This is a genomic window from Methylibium sp. Root1272 (assembly GCF_001425905.1).
Taxonomy (GTDB): domain Bacteria; phylum Pseudomonadota; class Gammaproteobacteria; order Burkholderiales; family Burkholderiaceae_C; genus Methylibium.
The window spans coordinates 100,901-118,608 of record NZ_LMDY01000013.1 but is presented as its reverse complement, the minus strand read 5'-3'; the positions used below and the strand labels follow the sequence as shown (position 1 = coordinate 118,608).

Annotated in this window: 19 protein-coding genes; 7 read left to right on the top strand and 12 right to left on the bottom strand. The window is 70.5% G+C overall.

Going from position 1 to position 17,708, the window contains the following annotated elements; genetic code table 11:
* Positions 1–4 precede the first annotated feature (4 nt).
* Positions 5–1,249 (bottom strand): efflux RND transporter periplasmic adaptor subunit, encoded by a 1,245-nt coding sequence (locus ASC67_RS09605; protein ID WP_056318693.1) that lies wholly within the window; start codon positions 1,247–1,249, stop codon positions 5–7.
* Between the two features lie 306 nt (positions 1,250–1,555).
* Here ASC67_RS09605 and ASC67_RS09600 point away from each other — a divergent pair, with 306 nt between their 5' ends.
* The 3 genes from ASC67_RS09600 to ASC67_RS09590 are packed head-to-tail and all read left to right on the top strand — an operon-like array spanning position 1,556 to position 4,266.
* A complete protein-coding gene (locus ASC67_RS09600) occupies positions 1,556–3,064 on the top strand; it encodes a M20 family metallopeptidase (protein WP_056318688.1) in 1,509 nt (502 codons plus the stop codon).
* Between the two features lie 60 nt (positions 3,065–3,124).
* Positions 3,125–3,502 carry a CidA/LrgA family protein gene (locus ASC67_RS09595; protein WP_056318683.1) on the top strand — a complete coding sequence of 126 codons (378 nt, stop codon included), beginning with the start codon at positions 3,125–3,127 and terminating at the stop codon, positions 3,500–3,502.
* Positions 3,499–4,266 carry an LrgB family protein gene (locus ASC67_RS09590; protein ID WP_056318679.1) on the top strand — a complete coding sequence of 256 codons (768 nt, stop codon included), beginning with the start codon at positions 3,499–3,501 and terminating at the stop codon, positions 4,264–4,266. The genes ASC67_RS09595 and ASC67_RS09590 overlap by 4 nt, the downstream gene beginning before the upstream one ends.
* Before the next feature lie 16 nt (positions 4,267–4,282).
* Here the strand turns inward: ASC67_RS09590 and ASC67_RS09585 are convergent, their stop codons facing one another.
* The 8 genes from ASC67_RS09585 to ASC67_RS09550 form a co-directional block, all read right to left on the bottom strand.
* Complete coding sequence (locus ASC67_RS09585) at positions 4,283–4,798, bottom strand: hypothetical protein (protein WP_056318676.1); 516 nt, start codon at positions 4,796–4,798, stop codon at positions 4,283–4,285.
* Positions 4,795–5,556 (bottom strand): 5'-methylthioadenosine/adenosylhomocysteine nucleosidase, encoded by a 762-nt coding sequence (locus tag ASC67_RS09580; protein WP_056318672.1) that lies wholly within the window; start codon positions 5,554–5,556, stop codon positions 4,795–4,797. The genes ASC67_RS09585 and ASC67_RS09580 overlap by 4 nt, the downstream gene beginning before the upstream one ends.
* 29 nt (positions 5,557–5,585) lie before the next feature.
* Positions 5,586–6,098, bottom strand: a complete 513-nt coding sequence (locus ASC67_RS09575; RefSeq protein WP_056318668.1) for a hypothetical protein — start codon at positions 6,096–6,098, stop codon at positions 5,586–5,588.
* A gap of 130 nt (positions 6,099–6,228) precedes the next feature.
* Positions 6,229–7,902 carry a long-chain-fatty-acid--CoA ligase gene (locus ASC67_RS09570; protein ID WP_056318663.1) on the bottom strand — a complete coding sequence of 558 codons (1,674 nt, stop codon included), beginning with the start codon at positions 7,900–7,902 and terminating at the stop codon, positions 6,229–6,231.
* 145 nt (positions 7,903–8,047) lie between these two features.
* Positions 8,048–9,469, bottom strand: coding sequence for an NAD(P)(+) transhydrogenase (Re/Si-specific) subunit beta (locus ASC67_RS09565; protein ID WP_056318660.1), 1,422 nt, complete (start codon positions 9,467–9,469; stop codon positions 8,048–8,050).
* Between the two features lie 3 nt (positions 9,470–9,472).
* Positions 9,473–9,793 (bottom strand): NAD(P) transhydrogenase subunit alpha, encoded by a 321-nt coding sequence (locus ASC67_RS09560; RefSeq protein ID WP_011831143.1) that lies wholly within the window; start codon positions 9,791–9,793, stop codon positions 9,473–9,475.
* Positions 9,794–9,811: 18 nt separating this feature from the next.
* Positions 9,812–10,174: an aspartate 1-decarboxylase gene (gene panD, locus ASC67_RS09555; protein ID WP_056318657.1), complete on the bottom strand. Its 363-nt coding sequence runs from the start codon at positions 10,172–10,174 to the stop codon at positions 9,812–9,814.
* The gene (locus ASC67_RS09550) at positions 10,171–11,289 is read right to left on the bottom strand and encodes a Re/Si-specific NAD(P)(+) transhydrogenase subunit alpha (RefSeq protein ID WP_056318654.1); all 1,119 of its coding nucleotides are present in this window, start codon (positions 11,287–11,289) and stop codon (positions 10,171–10,173) included. The genes panD and ASC67_RS09550 overlap by 4 nt, the downstream gene beginning before the upstream one ends.
* A 78-nt stretch (positions 11,290–11,367) precedes the next feature.
* Between ASC67_RS09550 and ASC67_RS09545 the strand changes: the two genes are divergently transcribed.
* Entirely contained in the window at positions 11,368–11,859 is a 492-nt protein-coding gene (locus ASC67_RS09545) for an NUDIX hydrolase (RefSeq protein ID WP_056318651.1), read from the top strand.
* Positions 11,860–11,861: 2 nt separating this feature from the next.
* Entirely contained in the window at positions 11,862–12,971 is a 1,110-nt protein-coding gene (mnmA, locus tag ASC67_RS09540) for a tRNA 2-thiouridine(34) synthase MnmA (protein ID WP_056318647.1), read from the top strand.
* Between the two features lie 7 nt (positions 12,972–12,978).
* On the opposite strand, the gene ASC67_RS09535 is transcribed toward mnmA, so the two are convergent.
* From ASC67_RS09535 to lplT, 3 genes are all read right to left on the bottom strand, one after another.
* Positions 12,979–13,593 (bottom strand): CAP domain-containing protein, encoded by a 615-nt coding sequence (locus ASC67_RS09535; RefSeq protein ID WP_082535985.1) that lies wholly within the window; start codon positions 13,591–13,593, stop codon positions 12,979–12,981.
* A 102-nt stretch (positions 13,594–13,695) separates the two neighbouring features.
* On the bottom strand, positions 13,696–14,610 hold the full coding sequence (locus ASC67_RS09530) for a DMT family transporter (RefSeq protein ID WP_056318641.1): 915 nt from the start codon (positions 14,608–14,610) through the stop codon (positions 13,696–13,698).
* A complete protein-coding gene (gene lplT, locus ASC67_RS09525) occupies positions 14,607–15,884 on the bottom strand; it encodes a lysophospholipid transporter LplT (RefSeq protein WP_056318637.1) in 1,278 nt (425 codons plus the stop codon). Before lplT ends, ASC67_RS09530 begins: the two co-directional genes overlap by 4 nt.
* A gap of 181 nt (positions 15,885–16,065) precedes the next feature.
* Between lplT and alr the strand changes: the two genes are divergently transcribed.
* Complete coding sequence (alr, locus tag ASC67_RS09520) at positions 16,066–17,169, top strand: alanine racemase (protein ID WP_056320732.1); 1,104 nt, start codon at positions 16,066–16,068, stop codon at positions 17,167–17,169.
* A gap of 101 nt (positions 17,170–17,270) precedes the next feature.
* On the top strand, positions 17,271–17,675 hold the full coding sequence (locus ASC67_RS09515; RefSeq protein WP_056318632.1) for a DUF2177 family protein: 405 nt from the start codon (positions 17,271–17,273) through the stop codon (positions 17,673–17,675).
* Positions 17,676–17,708: the final 33 nt, after the last annotated feature.

Genomic DNA, 17,708 nt, shown 5'->3' with positions numbered 1-17,708 from the left:
CGGGTCAGGCGGCGCGCGCGGCCGTCACCGGCGCGCGCAGCGCGGCCTTCTTCTCGTCCTTCTTGCCGCCGGCGCCCGGCGGCGGCGCGACCGGCTTCTCTACCGGCATGCCGCGGGCGTCGACATCGAGCTTCTCCGGCGCCAGCGGCGCGCCCGGGCGCACCCGCTGCAGGCCGCTGACGACCACCAGCTCGCCCGGCTTCAGGCCGCTGGTGACGACGCGCATGCCGTCGATCAGCGCGCCGAGCTTGACCTCGCGGAACTCGGCGACGTTGTTGGCGCCGACCACGAACACGAACTTCTTGCTCTGGTCGGTGCCGATCGCACGCTCGGGCGTCAGCACTGCGTCGTAGGAGGTGCTGCCCGCCACCTGCAGCCGCGCGAACAGGCCCGGCGTGAACTGGCCCTGGGCGTTGTCGAATACCGCGCGGATGCGGATCGCGCCGGTCTGCGTGTTGAGGCGGTTGTCGATGAAGTCGACCTTGCCGGTGTGCGGGAAGCCGCTCTCGTTGGCCAGGCCCATCTTCACGTTCAGCTGGGCGTCGTTGGCCTTGCGCAGGCGCAGGTAGGTCTGTTCGCTGCCGTCGAAGTAGGCGTAGACCTTGTGCGTGGCCACCAGCGTGGTCAGCACCGTCTTGTCGTCGACCAGGTTGCCGGCCGTGATGTTGGCGCGCGACAGGCGCCCGGCGATCGGCGCGCGCACCGCGGTGTACTCGACGTTGAGGCGCGCCACGCGCAGGGCCGCCTCGGCGGCGCGGATGTCGGCCAGCGAGGTGCGCTCGCCGGAGCCGAGCTGGTCGAACTCCTGGCGCGACACGGCCTTGGCGTCCAGCAGCTTCTGCGCGCGGGCCAGTTCGGCCTTGGCCAGTTCGGCGCGCGACTGCGCGGCGGCGAGCTGCGACTCGGCGCGCGCCACCTCGGCCTGGTAGGGGCGGGGATCGATCGTGAACAGCAGCGCGCCCTTCTTGACGGTGGCGCCGTCGATGAAGTGCACGCGGTCGATCGTGCCGCCGATGCGCGGGCGGATGTCGACGGTCTCGAGCGCCTCGAGGCGGCCGGTGAACTCCTCGCTGTCGGCGATCGGCTTCTGCACCGCCGGGGCCACCGACACCGGCGGGGCCGGCGGCGGGCCGCCCTGCGCCTCGGCGCGCTCGCCGCAGGCCGTCAGCACGCCGGCGGCCAGCGACGCGGCGATCAGCAGCACGGCGGCACGCCGGAACGGAACGGGGGAGGCAACAGAGTCACGCATGAGAGCACCTAGGAGAAAGAGGTGATGAGGCATCGAGGCCTCCGCGACAGCCGTGCGAAGTCCTCCCTGAGGGGCGCACACGTTCGGTGATCGTCCATCACTCGACGCGTGTCTTTTGTGCAGGAGGGGGATATTACTGACCCAACGGTCATCAAGTGGTGACCGTGAAATGCCCCCGAAGCCCGCAAGCCTATTGCAGGACGGCTTGCAAGTCTCCGGCCAGACCCGCTCGCGGGCAGGATGCCCTGTCAGGGCGCTGCCTATACTGGCCCGTCGCTCCACCGCGCGCGTCCAGCGCTCACCGCCATGAATGCTCCCGACCGCCTGCCCGGCCTCGACGCCGGCGCCTTGCAGGGCCACGTCGACCAGGCCTGGGACGCGCAGATCGTTCCCGAGCTGATCGACTACATCGCCATCCCCGCCAAGAGCCCGATGTTCGACGCGGACTGGGCCACGCACGGCCACATCGACCAGGTGGTGCGGCGTGCCGCGGCCTGGGTCGAGCGGCAGCGACTCGCCGGTCTGAAGCTCGAAGTCATCGCGCTGCGCGAGGCCGACGGCACGCCGCGCACGCCGGTGATCTTCTTCGAGCTGCCGGCTACCACGCCGGGCGGCAACGCGGCCGGGGCGCCCACCGTGCTGCTCTACGGCCACCTCGACAAGCAGCCCGAGTTCAGCGGCTGGCGCGGCGACCTGGGGCCGTGGACGCCGAAGCTCGAGGACGGCCTGCTCTACGGCCGTGGCGGCGCCGACGACGGCTATGCGGTCTATGCCGCCGTCACGGCGCTGCAGGCGCTCGACGCGCAGGGCGTGCCGCGGCCGCGCTGCATCGGGCTGATCGAGACCTGCGAAGAGTCGGGATCGGGGGATCTGCCGGCCTACATCGATGCGCTCAAGCCGCGGCTCGGCGACGTGAGCCTGGTGGTCTGCCTCGACTCCGGCGCGGGCAACTACGACCAGCTCTGGCTCACCACCTCGCTGCGCGGGAACGTCACGGGAACGCTCAAGGTCGAGGTGCTGAGCGAAGGGGTGCACTCCGGTGACTCGAGCGGCATCGTGCCGTCGAGCCTGCGCGTGCTGCGCCAGCTGCTCGACCGGCTGGAGGACGCCGCCACCGGCCGCCTGCTGCCGCAGAGCCTGCACTGCGAGATCCCGGCCGAGCGCGTGGCCCAGGCGGCCGAGACGGCACGCGTGCTCGGCGACGAGGTCTGGAAGCGCTTTCCCTGGGCCTGCGGCGCCGACGGCGGTCCGGTGCTGCCGATGACCACCGACGCCACCGAGGCGTTGCTGAACCGCACCTGGCGGCCGACGCTCAGCGTGACCGGCGCGGCCGGCCTGCCGGCGATCGCCGACGCCGGCAACGTGCTGCGGCCGGTCACCGCCTTCAAGCTGAGCCTGCGCCTGCCGCCGCTGGTCGACGGCCACGACGCGGCGGTGCGGCTCAAGGCGCTGCTGGAAGACAACGCACCCTACAACGCCAAGGTGGTGTTCGCGCCGGACGGTCGGGTCGGCGCCTGGGGTGCCAGCGGCTGGAACGCCCCGCCGATCGAGCCCTGGCTCGAGCACGCGCTGCAGTCCGCCTCGCGTGCGCACTACGGCGCGCCCTGCGGCTATGTCGGCCAGGGCGGCACGATCCCGCTGATGAGCCTGCTGCAGCAGGGCTTCCCGAAGGCCCAGATGATGGTCTGCGGCGTGCTCGGGCCCCGAAGCAACGCCCATGGCCCGAACGAGTTCCTGCACCTGAGCTACGGCAAGCGGCTCACGGCCGCGGTGGCGCAGGTGATCGCGGCGTTGCCCGCGGGCCCTGACGCCTGAGCTCATGGAGCCTCCGGCGGCCTCGTTTCCTCCATCCCGGCCCGCACGCCGCGGTCGACCATGATCCAGGGCCTGGCCGCGCTGTTGCTGTTCCAGTCGCTCGGCGAGGCGATCGCGCAGCTCACGCACGCGCCGGTGCCCGGGCCGGTGATCGGGCTGGTGCTGCTGCTCGCCGGCCTGCTGCTGCGTCAGCGCCTGCGCAAGCCGGCCTGGGCGCCGCTCGAGCAGGCCGCCGACGGCCTGCTGGCCCATCTGTCGATCTTCTTCATCCCGGCGGCCGTCGGCGTGATGCTGTACTGGGAGCCGCTGGTGCGCGAGGGTCTGGCGTGGGTGGTGGCGCTGGTGGCCAGCACCGCCGCGGCCATCGCCGTGACGGCGTGGTTCCTGTCGCGCCGGCTGGGGTCGGACGACGCCGACGACAAGGCGCCGGCGCCATGAGCGAGCCTCGTGCGCTGACGCTGCCGGTCGGCCTGAGCGGCGCGCTGGAGCCGCTGGCCGAGGTGTGGGTCTACCTGGCCGCGACGCCGCTGTTCGGGCTGACGCTGACCTTGGGCGCCTATGTGATCGCCGAGCGCGTGTCGGCGCGCAGCGGGCGCCATCCGCTGGCCAATCCGGTGCTGTGGTCGGTGCTGGCGATCATCGCAGTGCTCGCGCTGACCGGAACGCCCTACCGGCGCTACTTCGAGGGCGCGCAGTTCGTGCATTTCCTGCTCGGCACCGCGACGGTCGCGCTGGCGGTGCCGCTGGCGCGGCTGTGGCCGGAGCTGCGGGCCCGCGCCGGGACCTTGCTGCTCGCGCTGCTGCTGGGGGCCGCGGCTTCGATCGCGGTGGCGCTCGGCACGGCCTGGGCGCTGGGCGGATCGAAGCTGATCCTGGCGTCGCTGTTGCCGAAATCGGTGACGGCGCCGATCGCGATGGGCATTGCCGAGCGCATTGGCGGCTCGGCCACGCTGGCGGCGGTGTTCGCGGTGACGACCGGCATCGTCGGTGCGCTGATCGTCACGCCGTTGCTCAACGCGATGGGGGTGCGCGACTGGGCGGCGCGCGGCTTCGCGGTCGGGCTCGCCGCGCACGGCATCGGCACGGCACGCGCCTGGTCGATCAATCCGCGCGCCGGCGCCTATGCCAGCCTGGCGATGGGCCTGCACGGCATCGCCGGAGCGCTGCTGCTGCCGTGGCTGGCGCGCTGGCTGCCGGGCTGACGGCGCGTCCGTCCGTTCAGCCGCAGCGGCGGGCCCGCCAGCGACGCCAGAGCTGGCGCCAGGCGGCGGCGACGCGCGTGGCGGCCCGCGCGACCGCCGTCGAACGCCACCAGGCCTTGACGCGCTGCTTGTAGGCCGACCAGGCGTCGAGCGCGTGCGCCAGCCAGCGGTAGTGGCGCAGCTGCGGCTCGGTCAGCACGAACAGGCGGCCGAGCAGGGCGGTCCCGAGCAGCTTGGCCGCGACGATCAGCGCCAGGCCCAGCCCCGCCTGACCGGCGTGGACGAGCCACAGCGCGAGCAGCTTGACGGGCAGCAGTCCCAGCGTCGGCGTGAGGAACAGGGCCAGCGCGATCGGCGGCGGCACCTGCCGCAGGCGGTCTTCCAGGCGCGCGATCGGTGGCCAGCGCGCCAGGCGGCCGAGCGCGCGCGACAGCGGACGCCAGCCCCACTCCTCGAACAGGATCAGCAGCACGACCGGGACGCCGGCGACGGCGCGCAGGCCGCGCCCCAGCCGGGCTAGGGCGCGGTTCACGCCGGTTCGACGCGGCGCAGCCAGGTGCGCACGATGGCCGCGCCCAGCGGGCCGGCCACTTCGGCGACGAAACGGCCGAAGTCCACGTGCGCGCTGTCGTCGGCGCAATCGGACAGCGTGCGCAGCACCGCGAACGGCAGATCGCAGTCGTGGCAGACCTGGGCCACCGCCGCCCCTTCCATCTCCACCGCCAACGCATCCGGCAGCTCGGTGCGCAGGGCGGTGCGCTCGAGCGAGGTGGCGACGAAACGGTCGCCGCTGACCACCAGGCCCTCGTGCACGCGCGGTCGATCGATGCCGAGCGCGGCGAAGCTGGAATCGAGCCCGATGCGCTCGACCTCCAGCGCGTCGCGCGCGGCCCGCGCCAGTGCGTCGCTCAGGTCGGCATCGGTCGGGAAGCGCGAGCGGCCGGTCAGCGGCACCTCGTGGCGCGGAAACAGCGGCGAGGCGTCCATGTCGTGCTGCAGCAGCTCGCGCGCGACGACCACGTCACCGATCGACGCCCCGGGCTGCAACGCACCGGCCACGCCGGTGAACACCAGCGCATCGACGCCGTAGCGGTCGGCCAGCAGCAGCGCGGTGGTGGCCGCGGCCACCTTGCCGATGCCCGAACGCACCAGCACCACGTCATGGCCGTCGAGCCGGCCGCGGTGGAAGGCCCGGCCGGCATGGTGCTCCGTCACGGGCGATTGCAGCGCTGCGAGCAACGTGCGCAGCTCTTCTTCGAGGGCCGCGACGAGAGCGAAGCGCAACCCCATCGCGGGATCCTGTCGGTGCGTGCCGCCGTTCAGGGCAGCAGCAAGGCGCGCCGCGCGGAGCGCGCCACCGCGGCCCCCTTGGCGCGCTCGATCTCGGCCAGCAGGTCGCGGGCCACCAATTGCAGGCCGGCCAGGCCGTCGGCCTTCTCGATCGCCAGCACGAAGCGGTAGCCCTTCATCAGGCCGAGGTGCTGCTTCGCCAGGCTGGGCAGCAGGTCGTAGAGGTCCGAATAGGACAGCGACGAGGCCTCCAGCGCACCCGAGCCGGTGGTGGGAGCCGCGCTGGAGGTGGCGGACGGTTCGGGCTCGGCCGGCGGCACGCTGGGTGCGACGCTCGGGCCACCGAGCAGGCTCACGAGGCCGGCATCGACGAGCGTCTGCAGGTCTGCGGCGCTGGCACCTTGCACCATCGACACCCAGTTCGCGCCGTCCCTGCTGGGATCGATGATCAGCAGCAGATTGCGCGCGGTGCGCGTCAGCGCATGCACGCGGGCGCGGATCTCGGCTCGGCCCGTCTCAGTCTTCGTGTAGCGATCGGCCATCGTGCATCAACAGCTTGCTCTGCCTCGATACGATTCAGCGCGCAGTGTACGGGCCGCCATCGGCTGGCGTGCCGCGGTGAGTGGCAAAAGATCGGAGCTCGTGACACGGCGCACGCCGTGGCGCCGGGGCTCAGGCCTTGTCGCGCAGCTCGCGGCGCAGGATCTTGCCGACCGGCGTCTTGGGCAGTTCGGTGCGGAACTCGACGGTCTTCGGTCGCTTGTAGCCGGTCAGGTTGGCCTCGCAGTAGGTGCGCACCTGGGCCTCGGTCACCGCGGGATCGCTGCGCACGATCACGAGCTTGACCGCCTCGCCGCACTTGGCGTCGGCCACGCCGATCGCGGCGCACTCCAGCACGCCGGGCATCTGCGTCACCACTTCCTCGACCTCGTTCGGGTAGACGTTGAAGCCGCTCACCAGGATCATGTCCTTCTTGCGGTCGACGATCCTGAAGTAGCCGCGCTCGTCGACCACCCCGATGTCGCCCGAGCGGAAGTAGCCGTCGGCCGTCATCGCCTTCGCGGTCTCGTCCGGCCGCTGCCAGTAGCCGGCCATCACCTGCGGGCCCTTGATCGCGATCTCGCCCGGCGTGCCCAGCGGCACTTCGTTGCCGTCGTCGTCGATCAGCTTCAGCTCGGTGTTGGGCATCGGCAGGCCGATGTTGCCGCTGTAGGCGGTGCTGTCGACCGGGTTGCAGGTCGCCGACGGCGAGGTCTCCGACAGGCCGTAGCCCTCGACGATGGGGCAGCCGGTCTTCTCGAGCCACAGCTTGGCGGTGGCGCTCTGCACCGCCATGCCGCCGCCGACCGAGATCTTCAGGTGACTCCAGTCGACGCTGCCGAAGTCGGCGTGATGCGCCATCGCGTTGAACAGCGTGTTCACCGCCGGAAAGCTGTGGATGCGCTGGCCCTTGAGCTGCTTGAACATCGCCGGCAGGTCGCGCGGGTTGGCGATCAGGATGTTGCAGCCGCCCATGCGCAGGCCCAGCATCATGTTCGTGTTGAAGCCGAAGATGTGATAGATCGGCAGCGCGCACACGGTGTTGATCTGCTCGCCGGCCGGGATGTGCTTCAAGGCCGGCTGGTACCAGGCCTCGGACTGCAGGATGTTGGCGACCAGGTGACGGTGCAGCAGCACGGCGCCCTTGCTCACGCCGGTGGTGCCGCCGGTGTACTGCAGCACGGCGATGTCGTCCGGCCCCACCCTGGCCGGCGTGTACGACTTGCCGCGGCCGGCGGCCAGCGCGTCGTTGAAGCGCACCGCGCCGGGCAGCTCGAACGCCGGCACCATCTTCTTCAGCTTGCGCACGACGGTGTTGACGATCAGCGACTTCGGGAAGCCCAGCAGGTCGCCGAGCGCCGTGACCACCACCTTCTTCGACGGCACCGCCGACATCACCTTCTGCAGCACGTGCGCGAAGTTCTCGATGATCACGATGGCCTTCGCGCCCGAATCCTTGAGCTGGTGCTCCAGCTCGCGCGGCGTGTACAGCGGGTTGACGTTGACCACCACGTAGCCGGCACGCAGGATGGCGGCCACGGCGACCGGGTACTGGGGCACGTTGGGCATCATCACCGCGACGCGGTCGCCAGCGGCCAGGCCCAGCGTCTGCAGGTAGGCCGCGAACGAGCGCGACATCTCGTCGACCTGGGCGAAGCTGAACGCCTTGCCCATGAACTTGTAGGCCGACAGGCTGCTGAACTTCTTGAAGCTGTCGTCGATCAGCGCGACCAGTGACGGGTACTGCGCAACGTCGATGGCGTGCGGCACGCCGGCCGGGTAGTGCTTGAGCCAGATCGGGTCCATGGGCAGCTCCATACGCGAAAAGTCATTCTGACTTCGCGCTGACAGGGCTCCTCTCAGGGAATGCGATAGCCCGTGCTGGAGCGGGCTGTCTAGGGCCGTTGGCGCCACCCCTTCGAGAGAGGCCGCGCGGCCCCGCGGCCGCGGCTCACTCGATGGCCTTGACCATGTCCTCGACGACCTTCTTGGCATCGCCGAAGACCATCATGGTCTTGTCCATGTAGAACAGCTCGTTGTCCAGGCCCGCGTAGCCGGCGGCCATCGAGCGCTTGTTGACGATGATCGTCTTGGCCTTGTAGGCCTCGAGGATGGGCATGCCGTAGATCGGGCTGCCCTTGGTCATCGCCGCCGGGTTCACCACGTCGTTGGCGCCCAGGATGATGGCCACGTCGGCCTGGCCGAACTCGCCGTTGATGTCCTCCATCTCGAACACCTGGTCGTAGGGCACCTCGGCCTCGGCCAGCAGCACGTTCATGTGCCCCGGCATGCGCCCGGCCACCGGATGGATCGCGTACTTGACCGTCACGCCCTTGTGCGTGAGCTTCTCGGCCAGCTCCTTGACCGCATGCTGCGCGCGCGCCACCGCCAGGCCGTAGCCCGGCACGATCACCACCGTCTCGGCATTGCCCAGCACGAAGGCCGCGTCGTCGGCGCTGCCGCTCTTGACGGGCCGGGCCTCGGTCTTGCCGGCCGTGGCGGCCGTGGCATCGCCGCCGAAGCCGCCCAGGATCACGTTGAAGAACGAGCGGTTCATCGCCTTGCACATGATGTAGCTCAGGATCGCGCCCGAGCTGCCCACCAGCGAGCCGGCGATGATCAGCATGCTGTTGTTCAGGCTGAAGCCGATGCCCGCGGCCGCCCAGCCCGAGTAGCTGTTGAGCATCGACACCACCACCGGCATGTCGGCCCCGCCGATCGGGATGATGATGGTCACGCCGATCACGAAGGCCAGCGCCAGCAGCAGCGCGAAGTCCAGCTTGGACTCGCTGATCGCGTAGCCGACGATGAAGAACAGCAGCGCCAGGCCGAGCACGGCGTTCAGTGCATGCTGGCCCTTGAACACCACCGGCGCGCCCTGGAACAGGCGGAACTTGTAGCTGCCCGAGAGCTTGCCGAAGGCGATCACCGAACCGCTGAAGGTGATCGCGCCGATGGCCGCGCCCAGCGCCAGCTCGACGCGGTTGCCGACCGGCACCGCGCCGCCCTTCTCGACGATGCCGAAGGCCCAGGGCTCGACCGCCGCTGCGACCGCGATGAACACCGCCGCCAGGCCGATCATGCTGTGGAAGAAGGCCACCAGCTCGGGCATCTTGGTCATCTCGACGGTCTTGGCGCGCCACGCGCCGTAGCCGCCGCCGACCACCAGGCCGACCAGGACCCAGCCCAGCCCGAGGGCCGAGCCGGCCAGCTTCACGATCAGCGCGGCGGTGGTCAGCGTGGCGATCGCCATGCCGACCATGCCGAACAGGTTGCCGCGGATCGAGGTGGTCGGGTGGCTCAGGCCCTTCAAGGCCTGGATGAAGCAGATGCTGGCGACCAGGTAGAGCAGGGTGACGAGATTGAGGCTCATGGCTTATTTCCCCTGCGCCGTCGCTGCGGGCTTCTTGTCCTTCTTCTTGAACATCTCCAGCATGCGTCGCGTGACGAGGAAGCCGCCGAAGATGTTCACCGCAGCCAGCGCCACCGCCAGCACGCCCATGGTCTTGCCCAGGCCGGTCTCGGTCAGCGCGGCGGCGAGCATCGCGCCGACGATCACGATGGCCGAGATGGCGTTGGTCACCGCCATCAGCGGCGTGTGCAGCGCCGGCGTGACGGTCCACACCACGTGGTAGCCGACGTAGATGGCCAGCACGAAGATGATCAGGTTGAGGATGGTGGGACTGACGATGTCCATCTTGTTGTCTCCTGGCAATCAGAACTTGCGGACCGACTCGATGCGGTTGCCCGCTCCGAGCAGCACGACCTTGGGCTTGTGGGCGGCGACCTCGTTCTCGTTCATCGGCGCGTAGGTGCAGATGATCAGCAGGTCGCCGACGTGGGCCTTGCGGGCCGCGGCGCCGTTGAGCGAGATCACGCCCGAGCCCGGTGGCGCCGGGATGATGTAGGTGGAGAAGCGCTCGCCGTTGTTGACGTTGTAGAGCTCGATCTGCTCGAACTCGCGCATGTCGGCGGCTTCGAGCAGCGCGGCATCGATGCCGCACGAGCCCTCGTAGTGCAGGTCGGCCTCGGTGACCGTGGCGCGATGGAGCTTCGCGCGGAGCATCAGGCGATTCATGTTCTGAGCAGCTGCCCGTCGCGGCACATCAGGCAGGCCTTGACGATGTCGTCCTCGAGGTCGATCTTCAGCGCGGCGGCGTCCTTCTCGAGCACCAGCTTCAGGAAGTCGAGCACGTTGCGCGCATACAGGGCCGATGCGTCGGCCGCCACCAGCGCCGGCAGGTTGGTCTCGCCGACCAGCGTGACGCCGTGCTTCACCACCGTGCGGCCGGCCTCGGTCAGCGGGCAGTTGCCGCCCTGGGGCGCGGCCATGTCGACGATCACCGAGCCGGGCTTCATGGCCTTGACCATGTCCTCGGTCACCAGCACCGGCGCCGGGCGGCCCGGGATCAGCGCGGTGGTGATCACGATGTCGGCCGCGGCCACGCGCTTGGCGACCTCGACCTTCTGACGTTCCAGCCAGGAGGGCGGCATCGGGCGGGCGTAGCCGCCCACGCCCTCGGCGGCTTCCTTCTCCTCGGCGGTCTCGTAGGGCACGTCGATGAACTTGGCGCCCAGCGACTCGACCTGCTCCTTCACCGAGGGCCGCACGTCGGAGGCCTCGATGACGGCGCCCAGGCGCTTGGCGGTGGCGATGGCCTGCAGCCCGGCCACGCCGACGCCCAGGATCACCACGCGCGCGGCCTTCACGGTGCCGGCGGCGGTCATCAGCATCGGGAAGATGCGCTGGTACTTGTCGGCGCCGATCATCACGGCCTTGTAGCCGGCCAGGTTGGCCTGCGAACTCAGCACGTCCATGCTCTGCGCGCGCGTGGTGCGCGGCGCGGCCTCGAGGGCGAAGGCGGTCAGTCGGGCGTCGGTCAGGCCCTGCAGGCCGTCGCGGTCGAAGGGGTTGAGCATGCCGACCAGCGCGGTCGAGGCCGGCATCAGCGCGCGCTCGGCCGCCGACGGCGCCCTCACCTTCAGCACCAGCGGGCTGCCGAAGGCGCCGGCCGCGTCGGTGATCTCGGCACCGGCGGCGGCGTAGGCCTCGTCGGTGACGCTGGCGCTCAGGCCGGCGCCCGCCTGCACCTGCAGCGTGTGACCCTGCGCCTTGAGCTTCTTGACCGTCTCGGGGGTCGCGGCAACGCGGGTTTCTCCCGCAGCCGTCTCGCGCGGCACGCCTATGCGCATGGTGCTGCCTCCTCAGGGCTTGTTGTGTTTGGGGGCGGAGCTTACACAATCCGGAGACCGTCCCCCTTACGATCGTGCATGAAACAAAGATGGAAACCCGCCGTGACCGTGGCTGCGGTCATCGAAAACCAGGGCCGCTTCCTGCTGGTGGAGGAGCAGACGCCCGAGGGCATCTGCCTCAACCAGCCGGCCGGCCATCTCGATCCGGGGGAGTCGCTGCTCGAGGCGGTGGTGCGCGAGGTGCTCGAGGAAACGGCCTGCGTGTTCACCCCGACGGCGCTGCTCGGCGTCTACATGTCGCGCTTCATCCGCAGCGCCCGCAACGAGGACGTGACCTACCTGCGCTTCTCCTACTGCGGCAGCGTCGGTGACCCCGTGCCCGGCCGCGCGCTCGACAAGGGCATCCTGCGCACGCTGTGGATGACGCCCGAGGAGATCCGCGCCAACGCCCACCGCCACCGCAGCCCGGCGCTGCAGCGCAATGTCGACGACCACCTGGCCGGCATTCGCCATCCGCTCGGTACGGTCTTCGTCGACCCCGGTCTCTACGACCCGGTGGAAAAATCCTGAGGATGAGCGGAAAGAAGCAAAGGGTGGTGGTCGGGCTGAGCGGCGGTGTCGATTCCGCGGTCAGTGCCTGGCTGCTCAAGCAGCAGGGCCACGAGGTGGTGGGCCTGTTCATGAAGAACTGGGAAGACGACGATGACGACGAGTACTGCTCGTCGCGCCAGGACTTCCTCGACGCCGCCAGCGTGGCCGACGTGATCGGCATCGAGATCGAGCACGTCAACTTCGCGGCCGAGTACAAGGACCGCGTGTTCGCCGAGTTCCTGCGCGAGTACGAGGCCGGCCGCACGCCCAACCCCGACGTGCTGTGCAACGCCGAGATCAAGTTCAAGGCCTTCCTGGACCACGCGATGCGCCTGGGCGCCGCCAAGATCGCCACCGGACACTATGCCCGGGTGCGCGAGATCGGCGGCTGCCACCAACTGCTCAAGGGGCTGGACGCGAGCAAGGACCAGAGCTACTTCCTGCACCGGTTGAGCCAGGCCCAGCTGTCGCGCACGTTGTTCCCGGTGGGCGAGCTGCCGAAGACCGAGGTGCGCCGTCTGGCCGCCGAGATCCGGCTGCCGGTGGCGGCGAAGAAGGACTCGACCGGCATCTGCTTCATCGGCGAGCGGCCGTTCCGCGAGTTCCTGAATCGCTACCTGGCCCATGCGCCGGGTCCGATCCTGGACGACCGCGGACGCACGCTGGGCGAGCACGTGGGCCTGTCGTTCTACACGCTGGGCCAGCGCAAGGGCATCGGCCTCGGCGGGGTGAAGGAGCGCGGCGCGCCGCGCGGCGGCGGCGCGCACGAGCCGTGGTTCGTCGCTCGCAAGGACCTCGAGCGCAACACGCTCTACGTGGTGCAGGGGCACGACCATCCGTGGCTGCAGTCGTGCCGCCTGGAGGCCGACGACGCGAGCTGGATCGCCGGCGCGCCGCCGGCCTCGGGCCCGCTGGCGGCGAAGACCCGCTACCGCCAGACCGACGCGCCCTGCGTGCTGGCGCCGGGCGCGAACGGCGCCTTCCTCCTCGACTTCGGCGCGCCGCAATGGGCGGTGACGCCGGGGCAGTCGGCGGTGTTGTACGACGGCGAGGTCTGCCTCGGCGGTGGCGTGATCGCCGGCTCGGGCTGAGACCGTCTCACTGCGGGCGCGCCAGATCCAGCGTCCAGTACAGGCCGTAGCTGCTGGCGCTGTTGCGCGCGCAGGCGAGGCCGAGCTGCGTGAAGCCCGGGCTCACCAGGTTGGCGCAGTGGCCGTCGCTGGCCATCCAGCCGTCGACCACCGACTGCAGCGAGCCGTAGCCGGCACCGATGTTCTCGCCGACGCTGGACCACGCGTAGCCCGCCGCGCTGACGCGGGCGCCGAGCGTGCTGCCGTCCGTCCCGGTGTGTGAGAAATGATCGTGGTCGGCCATGTCGCGGCTGTGGCGGTAGGCGGCCTGCGCGAGCTGCGTGTCCCAGGCCAGAGCCGGCGCCGCGGCAAAGCTGCCGCGGGCCCCGCAGGTGGCGCCCACGGCGCGGTGCGCATTGACGAGGCGCAGTGCCTCGGCCTGGAAGTCGGTGAAGCCACAGCTGATCTCCGTGCTGGTGGCGAGCGGGGTGGACGGGCTGCTGGCGCCGCCGGGCGACGCGGCAGCGTCCTCGCTGCTGTTGCCGCCGCCGCCACCGCAGGCCGCCAGGCCCAGCAGCAGCCACACGGCGAGAGGGCGACAACGGTGCGGTGGCGACGAACCGAGGCTGGGTGTGGCGTTCATCGCATCGAGCATGCCCGGGGCGCCGCGGGGGAGGGATGACAAAGTGCAACGCCGGGGCCCCGGCTTGTGACGGCCCGCACGCTGGCGGCGGCCCGGCGAGCCCTAAGGGTGGGACGGTCCCGGCTCCAGCGCCGACAGCAGCGCGGCGGCGAGGATGCAGGCGCCGCCGACGAGCATCTGCGGGCTCAGCACCTGGTCACCGAGCAGCACCGCCGAGACGGAGGCGAACACGATCTCGGTCAGCATGACGACCGAGGTCACATTCGCCCGCAGCCGGGAGGCGCCGTACTGCAGCGCCAGGTTGGCGGCGAGGAAGGCCAGCGACAGCATCGCCAGCGGCAGCAGCCACGATGGCTCGGGTGTCGGCGGCCAGGCCACGCCGCCGGCCGCAGTCAGGGCCAGCGCCAGCCCGCCGGCGACCAGCACGCCGCCGAGGAACATCGACAGCGCGCGGCCCTCCGGCGGCCGCCGTGACTCGCGCCGCAGCATCACGTTGTTGAGCGCGAAGCTGAAGCCGCCAGCGATGCCCAGGAAGTCCGCCAGACCCGACGGCAGCGGCCAGCCGGCGCCGGTGGGCTTCAGCACGATGGCGGCACCGGCCAGCGCCAGCAGCACGCGAAACAAGGCCCAGCGCGTGAGCCTCTCGTGCAGCAGCAGGCGCGCAAGCAGCACGGTCCACAGCGGCATCAGGTAGAACAGCAGCACCACGCGAACCACGTCGCCGATCGTCACGGCCCAGTTGAAGGCGGCATTGGTGGTGCCCGAGGCCAGCACCAGCACCCACAGCACGGGCGTGCGCAGCAACTGGCCGGGGGCCTGCGGCCAGCGCAGCGCGATCACCGCGACCGCCAGGCCATAGATCAGCGCGGTGGCCCACAGAGGATGCAGGCCGAACGACTGGAGCTGCCGGAACGGCCACCACGACACGCCCCATACGAAAGCGTTGAGCATCAGCGCGAACACCGCCAGCAGCGGCACGGCCGACGGTTCGCCGGCCTGCTGCGGAGCGCCGGTCATTGCGGGTCGCTGCGGGCCAGTGCGATCAGGTGATCGACCTCGTCCTTGTGGCGCACGCAATTGTTCCGGTGCCAGCGCTGGATCAGCCACATCGATCCGGCGACCACCACGCCGAAGATCGTGATCGCGCCGAAGGCCGACAGGCCGAAGCGCGTCATGCCGGTGTAGAAGGCGCCGAGGCCGAGGATGCAGGCCTGCTCGTTGAAGTTCTGCACCGCGATCGAGCGGCCCGCGCCCATCAGGTTGTGGCCGCGGTGCTGCAGCAGCGCGTTCATCGGCACGACGAGGAAGCCGCCCAGGCCGCCCAGCAGCACCAGGAAGGGCGCTGCGACCCACACGTTGGAGATGAAGTTCATGCCGATCACCAGCACGCCCATCGCGATGCCCAGCGGGATCACGAGCGTGGCCTGGTCGAGCCGCATGCGCACCGATGCCAGCACCGCACCGACCGCGGTGCCGATCGCGACCACGCCGACCAGCGACGAAGCCTGCGTGGTGCCATAGCCCAGCGCCGCGGCGGCCCAGGCCAGCACGATGTAGCGCAGGTTGCCCGAAACGCCCCAGAACAGGGTGGTGGTGGCCAGCGAGATCTGGCCCAGCTTGTCGTTCCACAGCCGCGCGTTGCAGGCCGAGAAATCGCGCACCAGCGCGACGATGCTGTGCGCGGCCGGCTGCAGCGGAGCTTCGGTGCGCGGGATGTAGAGGTTGAACACGGCGGCCACCACGTAGAGCGAGGTGAGCGCGGCGATGGCGGCCTCGGGCGCGGTGTCGATGCCGGTGTCGAACAGCGGCAGATCGATCGCCAGCAGCGCCGGCGCGACCGCGCGGCCTACCAGCTGGCCACCGAGCAGCACGCCGAGGATGATGGAGCCGATCGTCAGGCCTTCGATCCAGCCGTTGGCCTTGACCAGCTGCGAGGGCGGCAGCAGCTCGGTCAGGATGCCGTACTTGGCCGGCGAATAGGCCGCGGCCCCGAGCCCGACCACCGCGAACGCCACGAGCGGGTGCGAGCCGAACAGCATCATCAGGCAGCCGACGACCTTGATGGTGTTCGAGATGAACATCACCTTGCCCTTGGGCACAGCGTCGGCGAATGCGCCGACGAAGGGCGCCAGCACCACATAGAACAGGGCGAACATCGGCACCAGCGCGGCGCGCTGCCACTCGGGCTGACCGGAGGTCCTCAACAACTCGACGGCGGCGACGAACAAGGCGTTGTCGGCCAGCGAGCTGAAGAACTGCGCCGACATGATGGTGTAGAAACCTTTTTTCATCCGCTCGTCGGCTGCGGCACCCGGGATCGACCGGTGCCAAGACTGTCCCCCTGCGGCGCGGGTTATAGCATGCGGTCCCGGCAGTCTCCGGGTGCCGCACCGGGGTATCAGGGCGGCTGATGGACCCTGAATTTGCCTGCGGGCGGCGATGCCGACGCGCCGGCGCATGCACACTTGCGACATGCCGCGCCCCATCGAAGCCCTGATCCACGCCGAGGCCCTGACGCACAACCTGGCCCGCGCCCGCGCAGCCGTCCCCGACGCGCGGGTCTGGGCGGTGGTCAAGGCCAATGCCTATGGCCACGGCATCGCACGCGCCTTCGAGGCGCTGCGCGCCGCCGACGGCTTCGCGCTGCTCGATCTGGCCGAGGCGCAGCAACTGCGCGACCTGGGATGGCGCGGCCCGATCCTGCTGCTCGAGGGCGTGTTCGAGCCGCGCGACCTGGAGCTGTGCTCGCGCCTGAACCTCTGGCATACGGTGCACTGCGAGGCGCAGATCGACTGGCTGGCGATGCACAAGACCCAACAGCCGCACCGCGTGTTCCTGAAGATGAACAGCGGCATGAACCGGCTGGGCTTGCGGCCCACGGCGTTCCGCGCGGCCTGGACGCGGCTCAATGCGCTGCCGCAGGTCGACGAGATCTCGCTGATGAGTCACTTCTCGGACGCCGACGGCGACCGCGGCATCGCGGCGGCGATGCAGGTCTTCGGCGATGCCACGCGCGACCTGCCGGGCGAGCGCAGCCTCTGCAACAGCGCGGCCACGCTGCGCCATGGCGACGACGCCGCGGTGCGCGCCGACTGGGTGCGCGCCGGCATCATGCTGTACGGCTCCGCGCCCGATTTCCCTGCCCACGACATCGCGCACTGGAACCTGCGGCCGACGATGACGCTGCGCGCGCGGCTGATCGGCACGCAGGAGCTGCAGGCCGGCGACACGGTGGGCTACGGCAGCCGCTTCACGGCCGAGGCGCCGATGCGCATCGGCGTGGTGGCCTGCGGCTATGCCGACGGTTACCCGCGCCATGCGCCGAGCGGCACGCCGGTGCTGGTCGACGGTGTGCGCACGCGGCTGGTCGGGCGGGTGTCGATGGACATGGTGACGGTCGACCTGGGCGCGCTGCCGCATGCAGTGCGCGGCAGCGAGGTCACGCTGTGGGGTCGGGCTTCGGCAGGGGCCACGCTGCCGATCGACGAGGTCGCCCACGCAGCCGGCACGGTGGGCTACGAGCTGATGTGCGCGCTGGCCGCGCGCGTACCGGTGCGGCTGGACGGCGGCAGCTGATCCCGACCGCGCTGCGCTTCCGGCCGCACGCGCCGCCGTCCTACAGCGGCCGGTCGGCGCCGCAGGCAACATCGGGCTCTCGTTCACCACCGGGCCGACCGATGCCACGCTACCTCGTCGCCTATGTCGCCGCGCTGGCGGTGCTCGCCGTGCTGGATGCGATCTGGCTCGGTGCGGTCGCCAAGGATTTCTACCGCGGGCAGATCGGCCACCTGATGGCCGAGCAGGTGCGCTTCGGCGTGGCGGCATCGTTCTACCTGCTGTACATCGTCGGCGTCGTCGTGTTCGCGGTGGCGCCGGCGCTCGCGGCGGAATCCGTGACGCGGGCCCTGATGCTGGGCGCGTTGTTCGGTTTCTTCGCGTACATGACCTACGACCTCACGAACCTGGCCACGCTGCGCGGCTGGTCGTGGCAGGTCACGTTGGCCGACATCGCCTGGGGCAGCTTCGTGTCCGCCGCCGCTGCCGGCGCCGGCTGCGCCGCGGCGCTGCGTTTCGGGCGCTGACCGGCGGCGGGGGCCGTCATCCGATCCCGCATC